This is a genomic window from Natronolimnohabitans innermongolicus JCM 12255, assembly GCF_000337215.1.
GTDB classification, from domain to species: domain Archaea; phylum Halobacteriota; class Halobacteria; order Halobacteriales; family Natrialbaceae; genus Natronolimnohabitans; species Natronolimnohabitans innermongolicus.
Map to the genome: position 1 here is coordinate 1 of NZ_AOHZ01000009.1, position 23646 is coordinate 23646.

Consider the following 23646-nt stretch of genomic DNA (forward strand, 5'->3'; position numbering starts at 1 on the left):
TGGATCTCCTCGACTGTCTCGTCGATCATACGCGTACGGATTCCGGTCAGCGTCAAAGGTGTTCCGGGTGACTGCGTCGGGGTCAACTCGAGTCCGCGAGTCTCGTTTCCGATAGTAGCCACTGAACGTCACTGCACATCTGATCGCAGTACGGCGTTGCGATCAGTGTGTACATCGTTTGAGTGGCTACGATATTTCGCAGCGGCCGGTGTCCCGTCGTTCCCACTGTGTCCAACGGTCGACGACGAGTGTACGCAACTACTGTATCCGTTCGTTGACCCTTTCACGTGACACTCAGGTCCGATGATCGTTCCAAGGACGGAACTACCGTCAGTAGGTCGGTCGTGCACGAGGTGCAGTGTCTCGTTGGGGTGGCTGACGATCGACTCGCAATGAACGGGAACGAATGGGGGTACTGACTGCTTTGCTACCCGCCAATTCTGGCTCAGTTGGATCTCATTACTTCGAATCACTGTCGTCTCGATAACTGTCACTCGCGAGCTATTGACAGAATAACAAATGTGGTACTCGGCCCCACCACTGACGTACCGATGGATCGACGACGCTACCTCGCGACGGGACTTGCAGTCACGCTCGCTGGCTGTATGGGTCTCAGTGGACAGGAGGATACGGACACTCAGGACGAATCGAACGGAACTGAGTCCGACGACAGTGACGATTCCGACGCTGATACGGAGACGACCGACACCGACCACGATCTGGTCGGGACGTTCGACGACTTCGAAGACCTCGACCTGTGGTTCGCGCACGAAGACTACGGGTCGGTGGAGGCAGATACGGACCGATCGTCAGAGGGATCACAGTCGGCCGTCCTCGACCCCGAAGACGACGGCCAGGTTCGGATGCGACGGAGCCTGGACGAACCGATCGACGTCGAGGACGTCGTTCCTGGCATCGCGATGACCGGCGAAACCGGGAGTACGATTCTGATTCAACTACAGGACGAAAACGGCGACTACGCCGAGTTCAGCCAGCGCGTGGTCGAAAACGGACCCCTGACGCGACACAATTTCGGGCTCACTCGCATTCGCGGCGATCCCGACCTGAGCGAGGTTATCGTCCTGCAGGTCGTCTACTGGGCCGAAGACGCTCGGCTGTGGGTCGACGACTTCTACTTCACACCCCGTCCGGAACGGCCGGGGAAGGTCATGCTTCAGTTCCACGGCGGCCACGAAACCCATTACACACAGGGGTTCTCGACCCTCGAGGAACACGGGCTGACGGGCGCCGCGTTCGTTCCGACGAACCGAATCGGTCCCGACGCGGCGGCTGCGGGTGACTACCTTACCGAAGACCAGATCGGAGACCTCGCCGACGCCGGCTGGACGATCGGCAGCTACTCCGCACAGGGCTCCCAGCTCAGCGACGTCGACGCTCCCGGGGACGACCTCGAGGACAACATCACTGGCCCCATCGAGTGGCTCGAGGGCGAGGGTTACGAGGACGGCGCCCGCTGTTTCGCCTACCCGGGCGCGACGTACACCGAAACGGCCTACGAAATCGTCCAGGAGAACTACGATATCGCGTTCGCGGGCGGGGCGCCCGCACAGGGCTACGCGGGGAACCCACATCTCTGCTCGATAACCAACTCGCCCGATCCCGGCGACGGCCCCGAACTGCTCGAGTGGACGGCCGAGTACGGCGGCATCACGGCGATTCCGTTCTACCAGCTCGAGGAAGACGACGCGATCGAAGCGCTCCAGGAGACGGCCGAGCGACTCGCCGACCTCGAGAGCGAGGGCGAACTCGAGGTGATCTCGCCCGTCGATATGGCCGACCAGTACGTGCTCTAGACGCTGCGAACGCGGCCGTGGCTCGCCGCCCGCGTCACTCGTCGGCGAATCCGAAGATTCGCCGGAGTTCGCGGTCGATCCGGTCGGTGAACTCCTCGAGGAGGGGCTCGAACTGGTCGTGGTCGGCCACGGCGCCGACGCGTTCGCCGGCGTCGTCGGGGAGTTCGACGCGGAACTCCCCGCTTCCCTCGTAGAACGGTTCGCTCTCGCTCAGTACCTTGCGGTCGATCGCTCGGAGGACCTTCGAGTCGTACCGGCCGTGAAGCTGGTCGTACGCGTTCGAGTACGCTTCCTCGAGTTCGTCGAAGTAGTGGACGTACTTGTCTTCGAACTGCTCGGGGTCGAACTCGGCGCTGGAATCGGTCATGGACGGGACTGGGCGCGCCGGCGGGTAAACGGTTTGGACCGCAAGGTGGGCGAACCGCCCGCACGGACCGACGACCGATGCGACGGCCCTCCGCTTGCGGCCGCAAGCTTACGTTCTCGAGTCCCCTATCCCCCGCTAATGACCGTCACCGTTCGCTACACCTGTCCCCACTGCAACGCCGTCGTCAGCCTCGAGCGACCGCCGGATCTGGCGGATCGGTCGGTCACGAAAGTCCGCCAGCCGGGGTGGGAGTACGCGGAACCGGACGACCCCGACCGCGAGTCCGCCGACGGAATCGAGTTCGTCTGCGGCGAGGACGGACCGGTCACGGACCTCGAGGGCGATCCCGTCGAGGGCTGCGGTCGGCCGTACTACCTGAACTTCGTGCGTTACGAGCAGGGGGTCGAACTCGATCCGGACCCGCCGACCTACGGCGGGCCGCGGTTCGACTTCAACGCGTGAGCGGGCTCCGGGAGGTCGATATTTTGCACGCGTTGTGCCCGGAGTGACCGGCACCTCGGTATTTTGCACGCGTTGCACCCGGAGTGACCGGCACCTCGCAAATGAACTCGAGCCAGCGAGGCGACGGCAATCGTTCGAAGTGGCTTCGGCGCTTCTCGACAACCCGAAGAAAAACGGTTAGCTGAAAGAGAGGGCGCTAACCCCCCTTCCTCAGGGAGTGAACGTAGTGAGCGAGCAGGGAGGGGATACAGCGCCTGCACGACTCACAACCAATTCTAATCAAAGTTCTTAACTAACACAATCCATAGACATCAGCAAGTCGTATGGAGTACAGTCCACGATACCGACTCTTCCCAACGACCGAGCAACGGGAGAGTCTCGACTGGACTCGTGACATCGTGCGACAAGTGTACAACCACGCGCTCCACGAATTCAACCAGATTCCAGAAGACGACGGAACGCTTCGACAGCGCGTCTGGCAAGTCCGAGACAACCTGCCACAGCTCAAGCAACAGTGGACTGACCTGAAACAGGTCTACTCCACCGTCTTGCAGAAAGCTGTCGAACGCATCCACACCAACATTACCAACCTCGGCAAGCTCAAAGCCAAGGGATACGCTGTTGGCTCGTTGAACTGGAAAGGACTGCGTGAGTATCGGAGTTTTACGTATCGGCAATCGGGCTTCGAACTCGACAAGAAGAGTGGCCCACGAGACCGAGCGATACTTCGACTCAAAAAAGTCCGCGGCGAAACGCTGGAAATTCCAATCCGACTCCACCGTGACCTGCCAGAGTACGCCGCTATCAAGGAAGTCACAGTGAAGAAAGAACCCACGGGAGCATGGGACGCCTCGTTCTGCATCAGAACTGAAGAGCCAGAAAAGCCAGTTGTAGACGACATCGACTCTGAAGATACCGTAGGGCTTGACCTCGGCGTACTCAACTTCATTCACGACTCGGACGGGCGGTCTATCGGTCGACTCGACTTAACTGCCGAGCGAGAGCGACTCGAACATGAGCAACGCTCACTCTCCCGCAAGCAACACGAGTCGAATAACTGGGAGAAGCAACGCCGTCGCGTTGCCAAGGTCCATGCGAGAATGTCGAACAAGAAGCACGATTACAAGCACAAGCTCGCGCACTTCTACGCGAAAGAGTACGACGCTGTGTTTGTCGAGGACCTCAACGTGAAGTCGATGCTGGAAGCAGATGGCAACGCGCGGAACAAGGCCGAAGTTGGATGGAGTGATTTCAGGGCGATTCTCGAACATCACTGCGACAAGCACGGAACGCACTACGTCGAGGTGAATCCACGCGGAACGACGAAAGAGTGTGCTAAGTGTGGAGTGGAGACTGAAAAGCCGTTGTGGGTTCGGGAGCACTCGTGCCCGTCGTGTGGATTCGAGTTGGATAGAGATTGGAACGCAGCTCTCAATGTGAAATCGCGTGGTCTAGAGAAACTATAGTAGTCAGTGAAAGTCAATGCACACCCGATCGCAGGACAGCATTGCGATCGGTGTGTAAATCGTTTCACTGACTACTATAGGAGTGGTTCACTCCAAAGTAACGCCTGTGAAGACTGCGACCGCTGTGGACTCGTTTTCCGTGTCTGCAAGTCGCGTTCGTGAGATCATATCTCACGGGCTGTCAGACGTAGTCTGACAACGTCGTTGAAACAGGAAGCCCCTGCCTCAAGGAACGAACGGCGCAAGCCGTGAGTGAGTAGGCAGGGGTAGTTCACAACACAACCCTTTTCGACCACGGGGCGTACCTACGGGCATGGACGAAGACGCCGTTCGCGACCGCCTCCGGACGGTCGAGGATCCGGAACTGGGTGACGATATCATCTCGCTCGGACTTGTCAACGACGTTACCGTCGACGGCGACCAGGTCGAGATCGATCTCGCGCTCGGGGCACCGTACTCGCCGACAGAAACCAACATCGCCGGCGAGATCCGCGAGCGCCTCCTCGAGGAGGGCGTCGACCCCGACCTCTCGGCGAGCGTTCCCGACCGCGACGACGTCGCCAGCGAGGATCAGGTCCTCCCCGGCGTCAAGAACGTCATCGCCGTCGCCTCCGGGAAGGGCGGCGTCGGCAAGTCGACCGTCTCGGTCAACCTCGCGGCTGGCCTCTCGCAGCTGGGCGCCAGCGTCGGGCTCTTCGACGCCGACGTTTACGGTCCGAACGTCCCCCGGATGTTCGAGGCCGACGAGCCGCCGATGACGACCGAAGAGGAGACGCTCGTTCCGCCGGAAAAACACGGCGTGAAGCTGATGAGCATGGCGTTCCTCACCGGCGAGGACGACCCCGTTATCTGGCGCGGTCCGATGGTCCACAAGGTCATCACACAGCTCACCGAGGACGTCGAATGGGGCCACCTCGACTACCTCGTCGTCGACCTGCCGCCGGGGACCGGCGACACCCAGCTGACGATGCTTCAGACGATGCCCGTCACCGGCGCCGTCATCGTCACGACGCCCCAGGACGTCGCCCTGGACGACGCCCGGAAGGGCCTCGAGATGTTCGGCAAACACGACACCGTCGTCCTCGGCGTCGCCGAGAACATGGCGACCTTTGCCTGCCCCGACTGCGGCAGCGAACACGACATCTTCGGCGCCGGCGGCGGCCGGGAGTTCGCCGACCAACACGAGATGCCGTTTCTCGGTTCGATCCCGCTCGACCCCGCCGTCCGCGAGGGCGGCGACACCGGGAGGCCGACCGTCCTCGAGGACGACAGCGAGACCGCCGACGCGTTCCGGACGATCACCGAGAACGTCGCGAACAACACGGGTATCGTCCACCGACGCGGCGTCTCCCAGGGACGGCGGCGAAACGCTTCGACCGAACGATGACGACGAACGGTGCGGACGACGGCGAGTCGGCGGACGGCGATGCGGCCGGTTCCGAACCGACCGATCCAACCGGTGTCGATCCGGAGACCCAGTTCGAACCCGATCCCGAACGCGTCGCGACGCTGCGTGCGATCGGCGACGACGTCCGCGGCGAGACCAGCGAGAGCAAACAACTCGCGAACGTTCTGTACCGGACCAGCGACCTCTACGATCCCGACGAGGAGACCACGCCCGAGGAGATCGTCCGCAACGTGAAGTTCATCCTCGAGGTGAACGAACGCGGCGGTCTCGGGCGCTAAGTCGGGACTCGAGTCGCGTCGTTTTGTCCGATCAAACAGCTTCGACCGAAACCAGCAGCTACAGTTACGGCTATCGTAGTTGGTTCTCTATGGTATCAAATGGTTTCTAAAACCACTTAGGGGTGCAGCTTATGTCGTCCGGTGCTGTTCGGTCGGACAGACTCATGACCGAGACGACCACACCCCTCGAGGCCACGTTCGAACTGCAGCGCCAGTCGATCAAACAGAGCCAGCAGCTGTTCGAACAGGGGCTCGCGTTCCAGGAAAACGCCGCCGAGACGATGTTCCGAAACGGACTGGCGGCCCAGCGCAGCGCCCAGCGACAGGGGACCGAACTCGCTCGACAGCTGGTCGACGCCCAGCTCGAGGCCGTCGAGTCCGCCCTCGACGAGAGCGCCGCCGACGTTCGATCGACCGTTGGCGAGGGACTCGAGAACGGCACCGAACAGACACAGGAGCTGCTGAACCAGCAGCTCGAACAGGGGATGGAACAGACTCAACAGCTCGTCAACGAGCAGTTCGAGCAGAGTGCCGCGCTGTTCCAGCGGCTGCTCCACGTCCAGTTCGACGCCCTCGAGGCGGCGATGAACGGAACGGGCGACGGCGACGAACGAAGCGTCCGCTCGGCGATGGACGAGGGGTTCGACGAGTTCGAACGACGCCACGAGGAGACCTGGGACGAGTTCGAGGCGGCGTTTCTCGAGGCCGTCGACGACCTGACCGATCAACAGCGGACGCTGCTGGCCGAATCGACCGACGCCGTCCTCGAGGCCCACACGGAGACCGAGACGCAGACGATCGAAGGCGTCCACCGCGCCGAAGACGCCGCCGAAACCGTCCAGCAGCAGTCCGAGTTCGTCGCTCAGACGGCACAGCGAGAGGGCCAACAGCTGGCCGGCGAGGCCGCCGACGCGACCGAAGAAATTGCCATCGAGACGACCGACGCGATCGAAACCGCTACCGAAGAGGCCGTCGACGCGACCGCACGGAACCTGCAGGCCCTCGAGGGCGTCGGACAGACCTACGCGGACCGACTCGCGGAGGCGGGCATCGACACCGTCGCCGACCTCGCCGACGCACAGGCAGACTTGTCGCCGACGTCGCCGACATCACCGAGAAGCGCGCCTCCGAGTGGATCGAAGCGGCACGGTCACAGGCCTGACTCGAGTCCGCTAGTCGCCGTTCTCGCTCGAGAAGTACAAGCCAGAGCGGGGATTTGAACCCCGGGAGTCTCGATTACAAGTCGAGTGCATGAACCGCCCATGCTCCTCTGGCACGGGTTCGACTTGGCCGTCCTCCTTTGAATGTGTATCGTTTTCGGACCGGGCGTCGGGTCCCGTCGAGTCGACGCCGGCGGCGCCCTCGAGTCAGGGATCGTGATCGCGTTCGTCGTCCTGACCGTCTTCGCCCTCGAGGTCACGCTCCATCGAGACCCGATACGCGTCGTAACCCTGGCGGTCGTAGAACCGCCGGGCGGCTTCGTTGTCGGCCATCACCTCGAGGACGACGGCCTCGGCGCCACGCTCTTCGAGTTCGGCTTCGGCGGCCTCGAGTAAGGCGCCGCCCAGCCCCTGTCCGCGGTAGGCGGGCTCGACGTAGATATTCGAGAGCATCCCGCGGGTGGTGTCGAGGGCGAGCGAGCCGTGCTCGAGGTGAAAGGAGGCGAAGCCGACGATTCGGCCGGCGTCGCGGGCGACGAGCAGCCCGTCGTTGGCCTGGTGTGCCGCGAGGGTCTGGCGCATCGCCTCGCGGTTGGCGTCGGCGAGGACGGCGGAGTCGTGGCGTCGCTGGTCGCGGGCGAGGGCAACCCAGCGGTCGGCGACCGTCTCGAGGTCGCTCGGCGCGGCGCGTTCAATCGTCGGCGGGCTGTTGCTGTCTGGGACCATTCTCGAGTGCGGTCACGGCGGGCAGCGGCTCCGCGGTGAGCATCCGCAGGGCGGCGCCGCCGCCGGTGCTAACGTGCGAGAAGCCCTCGACGCCGAGTCGGCGCAGCGCGGAGGCGGTGTCGCCGCCGCCGACGATGCTCGTGTCGACGTCGGTCGCCATCCCGTAGAGCCGTCTCGTTCCCGTCTCGAAGGCGTCCTCCTCGAAGACGCCGGCGGGGCCGTTCAGGATGACCGTCCCCGCGCCCTCGAGCAGGCGCTCGTAGTACTCGAGCGTCGAGGAGCCGATATCCATGGCGGCCTCCTCGTTTTCCGGCGGCAAGGCGTTGATGCCGATCTCGTAGCGTTCGCCGTCGCGCTCGACGGCGACGTCTCGCGGAAGCGCGATGGAGTCGCCGTAGGCGTCGAGCAAGTCGCTGGCGCGGTCGATCTCGTCCCAGTAGCCCTGCTCGTAGATGAAATCCGAACTGGCGTCGCCTAAGTCGACGCCGTCGGCGATGAGGAAGACGTTGCCGACGACGCCCGCGGTGAGGACGTGATCGGCCAGCCCCTTCTCTAAGACGGACCAGGCGACGTCGATCGAGTCCGAGACCTTCGCGCCGCCGAGGACGTAGATCCGCGGTTCGGGCGTCTCCTCGATCGAGCCGAGGACGTCGAGTTCCGACTCCATCACGCGGCCGGCGTAGCCGGGCAGGACGGTCGGGAAGCCGACGAGCGAGGGCTGGGAGCGGTGGGCCGCCGCGAAGGCGTCGTTGACGTAGACGTCGAGCGACGGCGCGAGCCCCTGGACGAGGTGGGTCTCGGCGGCGCGCTCCGGTTCGAACTCCATGTACTCCTCGCTGTAGAAGCGGGTGTTCTCGAGGACGACGCAGTCGCCGTTCTCGAGGGCGTCGACGGCCTCACGGGCGGCGACGCTGAAGTTCGCGTCGACGTAGTCGACCGGGCGGCCGAGCAGTTCGGCGAGGCGGTCGGCGTGGGACTCGAGAGAGACGAAATCGTCGCCGCCGGGTCGACCCTGGTGGGCGAGCACGGCGACTCGACCGCCGCGCTCGAGCAGTTCCGAGAGGGTATCGACGTGGGCCTGCAGTCGGGCGTCGTCGGCGAGGCCACCGTCGTCAGCGATCGGGCTATTGATGTCGACGCGGATGCCGACGGTGGTCCCTTCGACGTCGAGGTCGTCGAGGGTATCGATCATTATCCACAGGTGCACCGCGGCACCCGAAAGGTCTTTCTATCGGAGAAATCGCTGTCGGGGACTGCTGTCAGCTCGGCGGCGTATCGGTCGTCGCGACCGCGAGTCCGACCGACCGGTCGTTCCGTAAGCGGCGCGGTGGGAGACGGCGAGAGTTCAGGGAGCAAAAGACGGAGAACGGAGGCGGTGTCGATTCGGTCTCTCACGTGCGTGTAATGCCATATCGGACTCAGACCGTCCGGCAGTCCGTACAGATCAGCTGTCCGTTCGACTCCCAGAGCGAATCCGCGAGGGTTCCACAGGCCTCACAGACGCCCTGCGTCGAGTACTCGTCGCCGCCGTTCGGGAGCATCTGGAGGTCGGCGTCGGCCGAGTCGTCCGCGCTCGAGGCGGTGACCGATTGGGCGGCGCGGTCGTCGGCCGGCGCTGCCCCCTCGAGGGAATCCGCGCTCGAGCGGGGCGGCGTCATCGTCGCCTGGAACGAACCCGCGGCGGCGATGACGTCTCGCTGGGTCACGAGTCCGAGCACGCCGTCTTCGTTCTCGACGACGACGTTGCGGATGTTCTCGCGAGCCATCGCGCTGGCGGCGTCGGTGAGCGACCGGTCGGGCGCGAAGCTGATGACGGGGGTGGTCATCACGTCGCCGACGGCGGTCTCGTTCGGGTCGCCGTCGTCGGCGACGACGCCGAGGACGTCCCACTCGGTCATGATCCCGACCGGCTCCGAGCCACGAACGACGAGCACGCAACTCGTGCGCTCCTCGCGCATCAGTTCGACGGCGCCGCGAACGGTATCGGATTCACTGACGCCGACGTATTCGGTCGTCAAAACGTCTCTGACCGACAGTTCTGATTCCATGTGAGAACAGTGGTCGTGGCTGTGCTAAAAACTACCCCCGCCACACTTAAGCGAATCCGTGACGAAGATTCGTGATTCGGCGCCTCGAGACTCCTCGTGCCGGTTCGTCGCAATACGTCAACCGTCTAGTACTCGAGGGATCGACGGGCGAATCGCCCCTCGTTCGAGGCATTTCGTGCCTCGAACATCGGCGTTCACGTAACGTGTGCGTGCGTGTCCGCCGTCGGGCGCTACCACTCGAGTTCGACGCGCGTGCCGTCCGCCCGGCAGGTCTCGAGGGCGTGTTTCGCGGCGAAGCCGGCGTCGTGGGCGCTCTCGCCGCGGCCGACGCCGACCTGCAGTTCGACGTCGACGGCCTCGGCGACGTGCTCGATCGCCTCCTCGTAGTCGGGTTCCTCGAGGTCGGGGCAGACGACGATGATGTTGTCGCCGCCGACGAAAAACGAGAGGCTGTCGTGGCTGTAGCGCATGTGGCGCATCAGTTCGGCGTACCCCTGCTCGATTTCGATGAAGGTGTCGAAAGCGTTGAGTTCGTCCGTGTAGTTGCCCGTCGCGTTGACGACGTCGAAGTGGGCGATCTGGACGTCGTCGTCGGTCCGGTGGACGTCGTCGATCGTCCGGCCCTCGAGACACTCGCGTCGGTTCTCGTCCTGTGCGCTGCCGGCGTCCTGGACGCGGGCGGTCGCGTCGGCGAGCGCCTGGACGGGGCTGGTGCCGGTCGCGACGCCGAGGCTCAGGGTTACGGGGTAGCGGTTGCCGACGGACTCCTGGAGGAGCGCGTGGTCCTCGCGGTCGAGGCCGTTCGTGACGGCGACCATGTTGTCGAAGCGCGTAAAGAAGGTGTAGCCGCCGCGGTTGCCGACGAACTGGGAGATGTCGGCGTAGAGTCGAGACTGCATGGTCTGGAGATCGGCCTCCCGTCGGGGCTCCGGCGTCACGGTCCACGGCCCGTAGTTGTCGATCTGGACGAGCGTAACCTGCGTATTAGTCACGGTGAGAGAGTCTTTCGAACGGCGTCGTATAAGTGATACGTAATCCAGATTCGTGATGGGGTCGAGTCGGGGGCTCGAGAACGGGAACTGAACGCTCGAGAACGGGTTCAGGCGTGTTTTATCTCGGGGTTGGCGCCCTTCGGGTGGTACTCCCAGAAGTCGCCGGCTCGCATGGCGGCGCCGACGCCCTTGTGCATCTCGAGGATGGTTTCGAACTCCGCTTCCTCGACGTACTCGAAGATTTCGCTCATCGGGACGACCTTGCGGTGGTTGATCCGGATCGGGTAGTCGCCGTACTCGTCGACGAATTCGGCGACGTCCATCGGGAAGTCCTCCTCCTCGTCGACCTTGTCGGCGATGATTCGCATGTCGTACTTGCGCATGCCCTCGCTGCCTTCCTCGCCGTCGGGGTCGACTGGCCAGTCACTGCTCATACTCCGACGTGTGCAGGGGTCCCGCAAAAGGATTACTGTTGGCGACAGATCAGCGATCCGGAACGGGGTCGCTGCGCTCGGCGTGCAGTCCTCACGGCGTAGATAATGTCTCGTACAAGCCACAGACCGTACAGCAATGGGAGTTGCTCCCGGCGGATCGAGACCGATCTTGTCCGCCGTGCGACGTTATTTCACCCACCAATCGGTAGTTATAAGGAATTATAGGCCGACAATTAGGGCGGAAGCCGGTCTCCGTCGGGGGTACGGAAATGCCCCGGGTGATCATAGCACCCGAGACGCGGCTTCCAGCCGAGAGGCTTGAAGCCATGATTGCATACATTCTGTCGGGATATAAACGTCCCGAACGACGGACGCACCGACACCACTACCGAGTAGCGACAGCCGGCGGGTGGTCGACGTGAGCCCGAACGGCGATCCCGAGGGCGGGAACGGCGCCCTCGCGGAGTCGGGCGAAGACTCGCGATCGTTCCCCGAGTGTCCGACCTGCGGACGGGCGATCGTCGCGACCGCCGTCTCCGAACCCGCGGTCGGAACGGCCGTTCCCTGCGGCTGTACGGTCGTGCCACCCGCACTCGAGTTCGACGAGTAGGACGGTGGGACTCGAGTGGGGGCGGGGTGGCCGACCGGAGTCTTCCCACTTCGCTCGGAGTGACACACCACCATTGCGGGGCTCCGGTTTGTGGCTTCGCTCAGCTATCGAAGGAGCGATGAATACGCTACTGCTTACTGCGAAACACCGCGTACGCGGGGAGTCCAATCAGTACGAGCACGATGACGACCAACAGCAGGTGAGACAGTGGTTCGAGTACACTCGGCGCAACAGCTCCAGTCCGACCACCGAAGGAGTTTGTCCCGTGTCCGATCGCGTACAGGTAAAACCCAATCGCTGCGAGGAGCCACGCGGTAACCGTCCGGTACAGTATATCCTGTGTCATCTACTTGTATTGCTGAACGAATCGTGAATAATTAACCGCACGGAAACGGTATAGCTCAGCACCTCCTGGGCTGCCGGTCGGCCATTCAGTGCTTGATTCGGTCGATCGTGGTCGGTGTGGTCATCGATACCGGTGCGTCGATCGTGCAACAGGATTTATACGATGGTGCTGTCTCGAGGCAAGCAATGACGTCTGGGGAACGCGAGCCGTCCGCTGATGCTATCGCGCCTGATCCGACTATCTATCAGGTGCCAGTAAAAGCGTCGGCCGACGAGCCGATTCGATCGAACTTCGAACGGACCGTCATCGACGGCGTTCGACGGGACCGACTTGAGGAGGTCTGCGAGGTTCCGGTCGAGCACGAGACGCTTCGAGTGTGGGGAAACACCGAGTCGGAGGCCGCCGAGACGGGAGAGTATCTGCTGTTCGCGGATCGCGACGGCCGCCGCGGCGGCGACTACACGCTGCTCGCTCGCATCGCTCACGCGACGGTTCTGGATCCGGAGACCGCAGCCGCGTTCACCCAGACGATCGGATGGAGTGACGACCCCGACGACGCGTACCCGCACGTGATGTTTCTCGATCCGATCTACGAGGCCCGACTCGACCGCGAAGCGTTCTGGGACACGCTCGGATTCAAGGGCTGGCCGAACGACACGTTTAGCGCCATTAACTTCGACCGCCGCGGGTCGACGTTCGTTACGGCGTACGACTCGATTCCGGAGTTTATCGAGGAGATCCGCGGCGAGAAAATCTACCCGAACGAGTCGAGTGAGGCGGACGGCCGATCCGAGCCGGCCGACGACTATCAGACCCTCGAGGCCGCGATCACCGACGTTCGAGCCCGACTCGCGGCCGCCTCGAGAGATCCGGCGTGGCTCGAGCGTCGCCTCGGGAAAGTGCTCGTCGCCGAGTGGTCGCGGGCTCTCGAGGGGTTCGAACCATCCGGGACCGTCCCGGCGAGCACCGCCGCGACGTTCGACCAGCTTCGAGACGTCTACGAATCGCTCGAGCCCAAACTCGAAGAGATCGCCGCCGAGATCGGCGTGGGATCGCACGGCTCGTTCTCACCGACGGAAGTGCTCTTTCTGTGCTGGGTCCGACTCGTTCAGGCGGAGATCGGCGACGTTGGCGCGCCGTTGAGCCAGCCGCGACTGAACAGCATCCTCCGCGAAACGTACTCGATCGAGGGCGAAACGGACGGCGACCCGAGCCCCCATTCGCCGGACGTCATCCACCCGGTGCGCTCTCACATCCGAGAGACGGATCCGACCGTTTACGCCTTCGGTGCAACGCCTACCGACTGGCTCACGACACTCGAGTACGGTTCGGTGCCGTTCGACGAAGCACACCGTGATCGGTGGACGGCTCTCGAGGAGGGCGACGTTGCCGTGCTCCACACGCGAACGAACGACGAACGCCACGACCCGGCCTCGGCCGACGTTCTCGGTGTCGGCGTTCTCGGACAGACGTTCGAGAAAGACGAACCGTGGCGGCTGGACGAGCACGCAGGGGACGCGTCGTATCCCCTGGTTGCAACCCTCGACCGACTGTTTCTCTTGGGATCGATCGACGACGTCGATACGTCGCAACCGCTTCCCGAAAAGACGCCGGCGAAATACGAGGCGGAGATCGGGGCGCTGACCTCGGACACCCTCTCGGTCGAGGACGCGAACCGGATCTGTGCGGCGGCCGGCGAGACCGCGTTTCCGACCGAGTCGGTGTGCGCGCCGTTCCGATCTGACGACGGAAGCGTCGACCACGACGGGGCGATCGCGCTCGTCGGGGCGATGGCTGATTCGCTAACCGAAGCGTCGACGGTCAACGTCCACGAGTCCTATCAGGGGTCGATTCCCGCTGCGACGCTCGAGGGGCTGTACTTCCCCGACGATCAGGGCGAACGCATCCTCGAGCAGATCGAGACGGCTCTCAGAACGGGAAAGCACGTTCTCCTGACGGGGCCGCCCGGAACCGGAAAGACGGAGATCGCGCGCCGAATCTGCGAACGGCTCGCGGCCGACTATCCGTACCTGTACTCGGGCTACGAGACGACGACGGCGACGGCCGACTGGTCGACGTTCGATACCGTCGGCGGCTACATGCCTAACGAATCGGCCGAGGATGGCGGTGACGAGCTCGCGTTCACGCCCGGAATCGTCCTCAATCGGCTCAAAGATTCGCAGACGGGGACCCAGTCGAACGAACTGCTCGTCATCGACGAACTGAATCGCGCCGACATCGACAAGGCGTTCGGCCAGCTCTTTACGCTTCTCTCCGGACAGTCCGTTCAGCTTCCCTACAGCAAGAACGGACGCGAGGTCGAGCTCGCGACGACGGGCGACGTGACTGGACGGCCCGCAGACCACCAGTATCTCGTCCCCGACTCGTGGCGGATCTTCGCGACGATGAACACCTACGACAAGACGTCGCTCTACGAGATGAGCTACGCGTTCATGCGGCGCTTCGCGTTCGTTCGCGTGCCGGCGCCCGAGCTTCCGGAAGGGCAGACCGAGGACGCGGAGATCCGACTCGAGGAACTCGTCCACGAGTACGCGGACGCGTGGGGGCTCGACATCGACCGCGACGTGGCGATGGCCGTCGGTCGCGTCTGGCGGAAGACGAACCACGCCGTCGACGAGCGGGCGATCGGCCCGGCGATCATCGAGGATCTCCTCCGCTACGTGACCCACCACCCCGAGTCGGACCTCGAGTACCACCTCACGCAGGCAGTTATCAGCTACGTGTTCCCACAACTCGAGGGCGTTCCGAAGCGCCGGACGATCGTCCGCGAGATCGCGGCTGTCGACGCCGTCGACTCGACGCTGCTCGAGCGAGCCGCGGCCGAGATGCTGCAGGTGACGCCGGCCGAGAGCGAGACGGTATGAACAGGGACGAACTGCTCGAGCAGGTGACCGAGGATATCCTCGCGCACGTGATGAACGGCTCGTTCCCCGAACGCGAACTCGCCCAGTCGATCAAACCCGAACAACTGGACGAGCGCTTCGAGGAGTACGAACTGCTGCTCGATCTGCACTTCGTGCTCAAATCCGACGTGGTCGACTTCGTCCGCGACCTCTCGGTGCACCTGCGAAGCCTCCGGACCGAAACCAGAACGACGTCGCGGACGCGACGCGGCGCGGTCGACGGCCGAATCGACTGGAACGAGACGATCAAGAAGCGGTATTCCGAGCACCCCCGCGACAGATCGATCTTCGTCTGCGACGATCGGACGGTCGAGTACGACATCCCGGAGAACATCGTTCTCAAGCGATTGATTTCGGTCATCCACACGGCGATCCGGGAGGCAGAGGAGTACCTCCGCGGCCACTACGACTGGGTTCGCGAGACGTGGAAGGGCAACGAGGATCTGATCGACGAACTCCAGCGGATCGTCGAACGGAACGTTCACGTCCGTCGAATTCGCGACCCCGACACCTACGAACCGACCGAACGGATGCTCACGACCGCCGCCAGCTCTCGCCACGCGGTCTATCGGGAGGCCGCGTCGCTGCTGCGAACTCGAGAGCGACTGTTCGACGGCGATGCGGACGCGATCCGAACTCTCCTCGAGGAAACGGCGATCGCCCCCGACGATCAGGACTCGCTGTTCGAACTGTTCGTCCTCTTTCGGTTCGTCGCGACCCTCGAGCGAATGCGCGAGATGCAGCCGCAGTACAAGACAATCGCGACGGGGAGACAGGAGGTGGCCCGATTCGAGGACGAGAAAGAGATCGTCCTCTACCACGATACCTCCGCGCGTGATCGTGATCTGTCGTTCGTCGCCGTCCCCGACGAGGACGCAGACTATCACTCGCGAACGGACAAAGTCCAACTCGAGGCCCAGGAGATCGCGGGCGACTACTTCGGCCGGGAGTTCACCAATCACACTGGTCGGCCGGACGTCATCGTTCTCGAGGTCGTCTCCGAGGCTGACACCCAACGCGAGTACCTGATCACGGAGGTCAAGAACAGCACTAACGTGGACACGATCCGCCGCGGGATCAAGGAGACGCTGGAGTACCTCGCGTTTCTGCGGGTCAACGAGGAGTACGTCTTCGGCCCCGACGAGGACGACTACTTCGGTTCGGGCTGGAACGGCCTGCTGGTGACGCAGGATCTCGAAGACGAGACCGCCTCGCTCGAGGAGCAAACCGACAACCCGGTGACGATCCTGCAGGCGTCGGAACTCGAACGGGACCTCGAGCGGATATTGAGCGAGATTCTGTAGGCATTCTGCTTCCTCCCTCGACCGGGATATTCAACCTATAGTAGCCACTGAAACGATTTACACACTGATCGCAACGCTGTACTGCGATCAGGTGTGCAGTGACTTTCAGTGGCTACTATAGCATCACTGATCTCAACACCTATCACTCACCGGCGACAACACGTCACCAGAGCGAGAAGAATGGTTTCTAACGCACAAATTGGCGAACTCATCGTCGGCGCGTATCACAAGATCATCACCGACGCTGAAGTCGTGAGCTACAACTCGAGATCCAAACGAGACGGCGCCCAGATGGAGATTGACGTCGTCGCAATCGACTCGAGCGACGGCACGCAGACCGTCTACGCCTGCGAGGTCATCACCCACCTCAACGGCTCGGCGTACTCGGGGACCCCCGAGACCGACAAGTGGGACGATTACGGCAACGACAGCTACCAGTTCTCCCTCGAGAAACTCGAGTCCAAGTTCCGATCCGACTACGACTACGTCTCGAGAGTGTTCGACGACGCCGACGAGTACGTCCTTCAGCTCTGGGCGCCATCTCTCTCGGACGGCCATCTCACGGACGGGCTCGCCCAACTCTCGAGCGAGTTCGAGGCCGAGTACGGACTCCCGATCGAACGCGTCGTCAACGAGACCTACACGGCCCGCGTCGAGGAACTCCGGTCGCTCGCAGCCGAGGAGACGAAAGCGTACGGTGAGCCCGCGTTTCGGTTCCTGCAAATCCTCGAACAGTTGCGATAAGCACCGACCTCGAGTCCGTCTCCTTCTGCTGAGGGTCGAGGAGTCGGGCTTCGCCACCGACGAAGACGGTTACGTCGACTTAGGCTGGAACGGCCCGCTGGTGTCGTGAAACCTCGAGCGGGTCTTGCGAGACGTACTCTGAGCCGCGCCATATCTCGAAGTCGGTCTGCCGCCCGGGAACCATTTCCGACGGAGGCGAAACACCGAAGCGGAGAGCACGTATACAACGATGTATACATGGGCGACAAAACGATTCGCGTCTCCGAACGAACGTGGCGAAAGCTCCGAGCGCGCAAACGGGGGTCCGAGAGCTTTGACGACGTCATCGAGCGCGAACTCGAGGATGACGAGCCACTCGCCGGATTCGGCGCGTGGAGCGAGACGGAGATCGACGAGGCCGTCGACGACGTAAAACGGGAACTGGACGACGATTTCGACGCCGGTCCATGAAGGTTCTCGACAGCAGTTTCTGCGCCGACTTTCTCCGCGGCCGTGATCACGCCAAGCAGTACCGACTCGCCCATCGAAACGAGAGTTTTGCCCTCTCGGAGATCGGCTTTTACGAGTTGTATCACGGCGCCGTGAAAGTCGGTCGCGATCCCGTCGCCGTCGACCGAGATCTGCCGTGGGTGGACCGTCTCGACTACACGCCGGCTCACAGCCGTGAGAGCGCACGGATCCGCGCCGAGTTAGCGGAACAGGGACAACGCATTCAACACCCCGACATGATGATCGCTGGCGTTGCACGGTCGCTCGACGCACCGCTCGTCACCTCGGATACCGACGTCGATTGTATCGACGACCTTACCGTCGAGAACCCCCACAAAATGTACTGATACGGGCACTCCGTCGGTTCTAGCACAGTTTCGATCCGGTCAGCGACTGTGTCGAGATGGGAGGACAGCAGTTCGTCCGAAGGAAGTGACCGCATCGAAACGATTCGCTCGCGCTCGCTGTCGACGAGCGTCCCTGTGAGCGGAACCGCCGCTCGAGGGTCAAAGATCGAAAGCCGTCAGTCGTTAGTCGTCGGCCGTCGTCTCCGCTTCGGCCTGCTCGCCCAGAATCTCCTCGCGGTGTTCGTCGAGCAGCGGCGCCCGCCCGCGGGGCTGGGGCGTCGTCTCGCTCATCTTGATCGGGTTACCCGCGATCTCGACCTCGCGGTCCGCACCGGGCTGTTCGACGGGCACGAGCATGTCCCGGGCGTGGACGTGGTCGTCAGCGAAGATTTCCTCGGTGGTCTGGACCTTGGCGGCCGGGACGCGGCCCTCGAGTTTGCCCACCAGTTCCTCGTTGGTCTGTTCGACGGTCCAGTCGGCGATCTCCTCGCGGAGCGTCTCGCGGTGCTCGAGGCGCTCGGGGGTCGTGGGATACTCCTCGGCGAGATCCTCGCGGCCCATCACGTCGCAGAGTTCGGCCCAGTGGTTGTTGTTGAACGCGGCGATGACGGCGTAGCCGTCGTCGGTCTCGAAGGCGTTGTAGGGAAACAGCGTGGGGTGGGAGTTCCCCCGACGGGACGGGGCCTCGCCGGTGTAGGACTGCTGGTAGATGGCGCGTTCGGTGAAGCTGATCATCGAGTCGTACATGCCGGTGTCGACGTACTGACCCTCGCCGGTCTGTTCGCGGTGGTTGACGGCGGCCAGGATCCCGATACAGTTCAGCGTCGCGGTAAAGAGGTCGCCGACGCCGGGGCCGGTCTTCGTCGGCGGGCCGTCGGACTGGCCGGTGGTCTCCATGACGCCGCCAAGCGCCTGTGCGATGAGGTCGAAAGAGGGTTGCCCCTGGCGTTCGGTTTCACCCGTACGCGGGTCGCCGAAGCCGCGGATCGAGGAGTAGATGAGATCCTCGTTGTACTCCGTGAGCGTCTCGTAGCCCAGATCGTATTTCTCCATCGTGCCCGCGCGGTAGTTCTCGACGACGATGTCGGCTTCCTCGACGAGCGAGAGGAAGTCCGCGCGGTCGTCCTCGTCACCGAGGTTCAGCTCGATGCTCTTCTTGCCCCGGTTGACGCTCTGGAAGTAGCCGCCGTAGGCCTCTTCCTCGGGGTCGTCGACGAACGGCGGGTTCGATCGGATCATGTCGCCGCCCGGCCGTTCGATTTTGACGACGTCCGCGCCCATGTCCGCGAGCAACATCGTACAGTACGGCCCAGCCAGCACCTGGGTCAGATCGAGCACACGCAGGTTCGAAAGCGCTCCCATGTACGCCGTAGTTTTTCAGGGCAGTGCCAAAACCCTTACCATCGATCATGTACATTGTCACACCATCCCATAGGGACGCTCTTAGGATCCTTAAGGAGTATTATCATGGAAGATCATTAGGTTTATAGGGTGGTTCCTCATGGTTCTCAATACGATGTCCCAAACGGTCGTCCTCGGCGTGATTGGCTCCGACGCCCACGTCGTTGGAATCACAATCCTAGAGCAGGCCTTCAGCGCAGCGGGCTTCGACGTCATCAACCTCGGCGTGCAAACGTCACAGGAAGAGTTCGCCGAATCCGCCGTAGAACACGACGCTGAGGCCGTACTGGTTTCTTCGCTCTACGGCCACGCCGAGCAAGACTGTCAGGGATTCCACGAGGTCCTCGCGGAGGCAGACGTCGAGGCAGTCACCTACATCGGTGGCAACCTCGCGGTCGGGCAAGACGACTTCGAGCAGACCCGACGGACGTTCCGGGAGCTCGGCTTCGATCGGGTGTTCGACTCCGAGACCGATCCCGAAGACGCGATCGAAGCGCTGCGAGAGGACCTGCAGATCAAACCGACCGAGTCGGAACGTGCGACTATCAGTTCCTAGATGATACGAGACGAACGTATTCCATCCGACGAGCTACGGCGTATCGACGAGGAGATTCGCTCGAACTGGCCGACGGGCGCAGACGTCGACTTCGAGGACGCTATCGAGTACCACGAATCGCTGCCCGACCACAAGCGATTCGCGGACGTCCTCGAGTCGGCCGACAAGCCCCTCCTCCAGCCCCGGGCCGGCGTGCCCCGGCTGGACGACCAGATCGAGCTCCTGCAGTATCTCCACGAGGAGGGCCAGGCCGATCTCCTGCCGACCACGATCGACTCCTACACGCGTGACAACGAGTACGAGAAGGCCCAGCAGGGCCTCGAGAAAGCCCGCGAGACGGGCGACGACACGCTGAACGGCTTTCCCGCCGTCAACCACGGCGTCGACGGCTGCCGGGAGCTGATCGACGAGGTCGACGCCCCCATCGAAGTTCGCCACGGCACGCCCGACGCCCGGCTGCTGGCGGCGATTACCTTCGCCGGCGGCTTCCAGAGCTTCGAGGGCGGCCCGATCTCCTACAACATCCCCTACACGAAACGCCACGGGCTCGAGGAGACCATCGAGCGCTGGCAGTTCGTCGACCGACTGGCGGGGGCCTACACCGAACGCGGCATCCGCATCAACCGCGAGCCGTTCGGGCCGCTTACCGGCACCCTGGTGCCGCCGTCGATCGCCATCGCGATCATGCTGGTCGAGGGGAAACTCGCGGCCACGCAGGGCGTGCGGTCGATCACGCTCGGCTACGGGCAGGTCGGCAACGTCGTGCAAGACGTCGCCGCCCTGAACGCCCTCAAAAAGCTCGGCAACGAGTACCTCCCTGACGAGGTCGTCGTCACCACTGTCTTCCACGAGTGGATGGGCGGCTTCCCGCCGGACGAGGCGCGGGCCAACGGCGTGATCAGCTTCGGCGGCATGACCGCCGCAATCGCCCAGCCCGATAAGGTCATCACGAAGTCCCCACAGGAGTTCCAGGGGGTTCCGACCAAGGAGGCCAACGCCTCCGGCCTGCGCACCACCCGCCAGGTCATCGACATGGCGATCGAGCAGCAGATCGACATCGACGGCATCGAGGAGGAACAGGACTTGATCGAGCGCGAGACGCGGTGTCTGATGGACACCATCTTCGAACACGGCGACGGCGACGTCGTCCAGGGGACGCTCAAGGCGTTCGACTCCGGCGCGCTCGACGTTCCCTTCGCCCCCAGTGACAGCGCGAAGGGTGCCGTCCTCCCCGCTCGAGACGACGACGGTCGCGTCCGCATCTTCGAGTGGGCCGACCTCGAGATGGACGACGACATCAAGGAGATCCACAAGGCCCGGCTGTCCCAGCGGGCGGACACCGAGGGCCGCGAACAGTCGTTCCGCATGGTCGCGGACGACGTCGACGCGATCAGCGACGGGAAACTCATCGGCCGACCACAGGGTGAGGTCAAGCTATGAATATTACAGGTGTGTACGCAACGCCCGGATTCTCCGGGTTCTTCTTCGACGACCAGCGCGCGATCAAGCAGGGTGCAACGCAGGACGGCTTCACGTACGACGGCGAGCCCGTCACCGACGGCTTCGACGAGATTCGCCAGGCCGGCGAGACGATCATCGTCGACATCGAACTCGCGGACGGCACCGTCGTTCGCGGCGACTGCGCCGCCGTTCAGTACTCCGGCGCCGGCGGGCGCGACCCGCTGTTCAAAGCCGAGGCGTACGCTCCCGTCATCGAGGGCCCCGTCGCCGACGAACTCGAGGGACGGGACGCCACCGAGTTCCTCGATAACGCCGAGTTGCTCGAGGAGATGCAGGTCGACGGCGACCGCCTGCACACGGCGATCCGTTACGGCGTCTCGCAGGCCCTGCTCGCCGCAGCCGCCGAAGCCGAAAACACCACGCGCACGGACGTCATGGCCGACGCGATGGGCACCGAGCCCGCAACGGAGCCGGTGCCGGTCTTCGGTCAGTCCGGCGACGACCGCTACAACAACACCGAGAAGATGTTCGTCAAGGGCGTTCCCGTCCTCCCCCACGCGCTGATCAACAGCGTCGAGAAGATCGGCGAGAACGGTGAAACGCTCCTCGAGTACGTCGAGTGGCTTACGGAGCGATCCCAGGAACTGGGGCCCGACGGCTACGACCCTCGGTTCCACATCGACGTCTACGGCATGATCGGCGAGGTCTTCGGTGCGCCCTACGACCGCGACGAGGTCGTCGACTACTTCGCCGCCCTCGAGGAGGCGGCCGCGCCGTACCCGATCCAGATCGAGGGGCCGATGGACGTCGGCGACCGCGCTGACCAGATCGAGGCGATGGTCGAGCTCCGCGACGGGCTCAACGCGGCCGGCGTCGACGTCGACATCGTCGCCGACGAGTGGTGTAACACCTTCGAGGACGTCCAGGCATTCGTCGACGCCGGGGCGGCCGACCTCGTGCAGATCAAGACGCCCGATCTGGGCGGGATTCACCGCAGCGCGCAGGCGGTCCGCTACTGCGAGGGGACCGAAACCCGCGCCTATCTGGGCGGGACTTGCAACGAGACGGAGACGTCCGCCCGCGCTTGCGCCCACGTCGCGCTCGCGACCAACGCGGCGCAAGTGCTTGCAAAGCCCGGGATGGGCTTCGACGAGGGCTACATGATCGTCGAAAACGAGATGCGACGGACCATCGCCCGACGGAACCGCGAGCAGACCACCGAGACCGACGAAATTACCGCAGATGACTGATTGGACAGATCCCGATACGTTCGCACAGGCGCTCGAACAGGTCGAAACCAAAGAGAAGGGCAACTGCTTCGAGGACTTCGAGGAGGGAGACCTCATCGAGCACGACCCCGGGCTCACCCTCACCCAGTTCGGCAACGAACAGTGGATGAGCCAGACGCTCAACCACGACCCCGCCTACTGGCGGGCCGACGCCGCTGCGGAACGCGGCTTCGAGGAACCGCCGGTGCACCCGGACTACCTCACCGCCGCGACGCTCGGTATCACCGTCGAAGACCTCAGTGAGAAGGGTGGCTACTTCCTCGGCCGGACCGACGTTCGGTTCCCTGGCACGCCCGTCTACACGGGCACCGAACTCCACGTCGAGAGCGAGGTCGTCAACACGGCCACCTCGAGTTCCCGACCGGAGTACGGCATCGTCTCCTGGCGCACCCGCGGCAAGGACGCCGAAACTGGCGACGTCCTCTGTTCGTACGAGCGCACGAACATGATCCCGCGCCGAGAGCCCGTTGCGACCGACGGGAGCGGGGCTGCGGCCGCCGAAGCGGAAGACGCCGAGCCGGAATTCCCCGAGGAGTTTATCGCGCCCGAAGGCGGCTACTTCGAGGACTTCGCCGAGGCGCTCGAGGACGCCGACGACGAGAACGCGGCGGTCGCCTACCGCCACGAGCGCGGCCGCACGCAGGACGACGTCACCGTCGCCCAGTTGCCGCTGTCGACGCTGAACACGGCCAAACAGCACCACAACGTCGACGTGATGAGTGACTCCCCGTCGGGCGACATCGTCACCTACGGCGACGTCACTCGCTCGACCGCGCTGGGACACGCCCGCTCGGACGAGCGGACCTGGCGCGAGGTCGGCTTCGACGACGAATCGTTCCACACGTTCGTCGCCGTCGGCGACACCGTCTACGCGTTCACGCGCGTGATCGAAGCCGAGGAGACAGCCTCGAGCGACGAGGCTGGTACCGTCACCTTCCAGCACATCGCGTTCAACCAGGACGACGAACCCGTCTACTCCGGGACGCGAACGGCGGAAATTCGAAAGCGTTCTAACTAACA

At 63.6% G+C, this 23646-nt stretch carries 23 protein-coding genes and 1 tRNA gene; 16 read left to right on the forward strand and 8 right to left on the reverse strand.

The features are described 5' to 3' along the window. Window positions 1-551: 551 nt before the first annotated feature. The gene (locus C493_RS01200) at window positions 552-1814 is read left to right on the forward strand and encodes a polysaccharide deacetylase family protein (protein WP_007257561.1); all 1263 of its coding nucleotides are present in this window, start codon (window positions 552-554) and stop codon (window positions 1812-1814) included. A 34-nt stretch (window positions 1815-1848) separates the two neighbouring features. Here C493_RS01200 and C493_RS01205 read toward each other — a convergent pair whose 3' ends face one another. Continuing rightward, window positions 1849-2181: a DUF5783 family protein gene (locus C493_RS01205; RefSeq protein ID WP_007257562.1), complete on the reverse strand. Its 333-nt coding sequence runs from the start codon at window positions 2179-2181 to the stop codon at window positions 1849-1851. Window positions 2182-2319: 138 nt separating this feature from the next. Here C493_RS01205 and C493_RS01210 point away from each other — a divergent pair, with 138 nt between their 5' ends. The 5 genes from C493_RS01210 to C493_RS01230 all read left to right on the forward strand — a co-directional run bounded on the left by C493_RS01210 (window position 2320) and on the right by C493_RS01230 (window position 7015). Beyond that, complete coding sequence (locus C493_RS01210) at window positions 2320-2643, forward strand: hypothetical protein (protein WP_007257563.1); 324 nt, start codon at window positions 2320-2322, stop codon at window positions 2641-2643. A 323-nt stretch (window positions 2644-2966) separates the two neighbouring features. Beyond that, window positions 2967-4109 carry an RNA-guided endonuclease InsQ/TnpB family protein gene (locus C493_RS01215; protein WP_007257564.1) on the forward strand — a complete coding sequence of 381 codons (1143 nt, stop codon included), beginning with the start codon at window positions 2967-2969 and terminating at the stop codon, window positions 4107-4109. Window positions 4110-4422: 313 nt separating this feature from the next. Then, entirely contained in the window at window positions 4423-5496 is a 1074-nt protein-coding gene (locus C493_RS01220) for an Mrp/NBP35 family ATP-binding protein (protein ID WP_007257565.1), read from the forward strand. Beyond that, window positions 5493-5795, forward strand: coding sequence for a hypothetical protein (locus tag C493_RS01225; protein WP_007257566.1), 303 nt, complete (start codon window positions 5493-5495; stop codon window positions 5793-5795). Before C493_RS01220 ends, C493_RS01225 begins: the two co-directional genes overlap by 4 nt. A gap of 164 nt (window positions 5796-5959) precedes the next feature. Next, window positions 5960-7015, forward strand: coding sequence for a helix-hairpin-helix domain-containing protein (locus tag C493_RS01230; protein ID WP_007257567.1), 1056 nt, complete (start codon window positions 5960-5962; stop codon window positions 7013-7015). On the opposite strand, the gene C493_RS01235 is transcribed toward C493_RS01230, so the two are convergent. From C493_RS01235 to C493_RS01260, 6 genes are all read right to left on the reverse strand, one after another. After that, window positions 6997-7070: transfer RNA gene (locus tag C493_RS01235), tRNA-Thr, on the reverse strand. The two genes, C493_RS01230 and C493_RS01235, sit on opposite strands and share 19 nt — an antisense overlap. 92 nt (window positions 7071-7162) lie before the next feature. Further along, entirely contained in the window at window positions 7163-7681 is a 519-nt protein-coding gene (locus C493_RS01240; RefSeq protein WP_007257568.1) for a GNAT family N-acetyltransferase, read from the reverse strand. After that, entirely contained in the window at window positions 7647-8873 is a 1227-nt protein-coding gene (locus tag C493_RS01245) for a phosphoglycerate kinase (RefSeq protein WP_007257569.1), read from the reverse strand. Before C493_RS01245 ends, C493_RS01240 begins: the two co-directional genes overlap by 35 nt. Before the next feature lie 226 nt (window positions 8874-9099). Then, window positions 9100-9729: a CBS domain-containing protein gene (locus tag C493_RS01250; protein ID WP_007257570.1), complete on the reverse strand. Its 630-nt coding sequence runs from the start codon at window positions 9727-9729 to the stop codon at window positions 9100-9102. A 230-nt stretch (window positions 9730-9959) separates the two neighbouring features. After that, entirely contained in the window at window positions 9960-10721 is a 762-nt protein-coding gene (locus C493_RS01255; protein WP_007257571.1) for a GTP cyclohydrolase III, read from the reverse strand. A gap of 107 nt (window positions 10722-10828) precedes the next feature. Next, on the reverse strand, window positions 10829-11155 hold the full coding sequence (locus C493_RS01260) for a DUF5785 family protein (protein ID WP_007257572.1): 327 nt from the start codon (window positions 11153-11155) through the stop codon (window positions 10829-10831). Between the two features lie 418 nt (window positions 11156-11573). Here C493_RS01260 and C493_RS01265 point away from each other — a divergent pair, with 418 nt between their 5' ends. The 6 genes from C493_RS01265 to C493_RS01295 all read left to right on the forward strand — a co-directional run bounded on the left by C493_RS01265 (window position 11574) and on the right by C493_RS01295 (window position 17919). Next, window positions 11574-11765 carry a hypothetical protein gene (locus tag C493_RS01265; RefSeq protein WP_049889067.1) on the forward strand — a complete coding sequence of 64 codons (192 nt, stop codon included), beginning with the start codon at window positions 11574-11576 and terminating at the stop codon, window positions 11763-11765. Window positions 11766-12296: 531 nt separating this feature from the next. Further along, the gene (locus C493_RS01275; RefSeq protein WP_083912352.1) at window positions 12297-14996 is read left to right on the forward strand and encodes an AAA family ATPase; all 2700 of its coding nucleotides are present in this window, start codon (window positions 12297-12299) and stop codon (window positions 14994-14996) included. Continuing rightward, complete coding sequence (locus C493_RS01280; protein WP_007257576.1) at window positions 14993-16339, forward strand: hypothetical protein; 1347 nt, start codon at window positions 14993-14995, stop codon at window positions 16337-16339. Before C493_RS01275 ends, C493_RS01280 begins: the two co-directional genes overlap by 4 nt. Window positions 16340-16519: 180 nt before the next feature. Further along, a complete protein-coding gene (locus C493_RS01285) occupies window positions 16520-17083 on the forward strand; it encodes a hypothetical protein (RefSeq protein ID WP_007257577.1) in 564 nt (187 codons plus the stop codon). A 237-nt stretch (window positions 17084-17320) separates the two neighbouring features. Beyond that, window positions 17321-17533: an antitoxin VapB family protein gene (locus tag C493_RS01290; protein ID WP_007257578.1), complete on the forward strand. Its 213-nt coding sequence runs from the start codon at window positions 17321-17323 to the stop codon at window positions 17531-17533. Further along, window positions 17530-17919, forward strand: a complete 390-nt coding sequence (locus C493_RS01295; RefSeq protein ID WP_007257579.1) for a type II toxin-antitoxin system VapC family toxin — start codon at window positions 17530-17532, stop codon at window positions 17917-17919. Before C493_RS01290 ends, C493_RS01295 begins: the two co-directional genes overlap by 4 nt. 183 nt (window positions 17920-18102) lie before the next feature. Here C493_RS01295 and mct read toward each other — a convergent pair whose 3' ends face one another. Beyond that, window positions 18103-19281 carry a succinyl-CoA:mesaconate CoA-transferase gene (gene mct / locus C493_RS01300; protein ID WP_049889063.1) on the reverse strand — a complete coding sequence of 393 codons (1179 nt, stop codon included), beginning with the start codon at window positions 19279-19281 and terminating at the stop codon, window positions 18103-18105. Between the two features lie 139 nt (window positions 19282-19420). Here mct and glmS point away from each other — a divergent pair, with 139 nt between their 5' ends. The 4 genes from glmS to mch are packed head-to-tail and all read left to right on the forward strand — an operon-like array spanning window position 19421 to window position 23644. Beyond that, window positions 19421-19876 (forward strand): methylaspartate mutase subunit S, encoded by a 456-nt coding sequence (glmS, locus tag C493_RS01305; RefSeq protein ID WP_007257581.1) that lies wholly within the window; start codon window positions 19421-19423, stop codon window positions 19874-19876. Then, window positions 19877-21316, forward strand: a complete 1440-nt coding sequence (locus C493_RS01310; RefSeq protein ID WP_007257582.1) for a methylaspartate mutase subunit E — start codon at window positions 19877-19879, stop codon at window positions 21314-21316. Next, window positions 21313-22587, forward strand: a complete 1275-nt coding sequence (locus C493_RS01315) for a methylaspartate ammonia-lyase (RefSeq protein WP_049889064.1) — start codon at window positions 21313-21315, stop codon at window positions 22585-22587. The genes C493_RS01310 and C493_RS01315 overlap by 4 nt, the downstream gene beginning before the upstream one ends. Next, window positions 22580-23644: a 2-methylfumaryl-CoA hydratase gene (mch, locus tag C493_RS01320; RefSeq protein ID WP_007257584.1), complete on the forward strand. Its 1065-nt coding sequence runs from the start codon at window positions 22580-22582 to the stop codon at window positions 23642-23644. Before C493_RS01315 ends, mch begins: the two co-directional genes overlap by 8 nt. Window positions 23645-23646 lie beyond the last annotated feature (2 nt).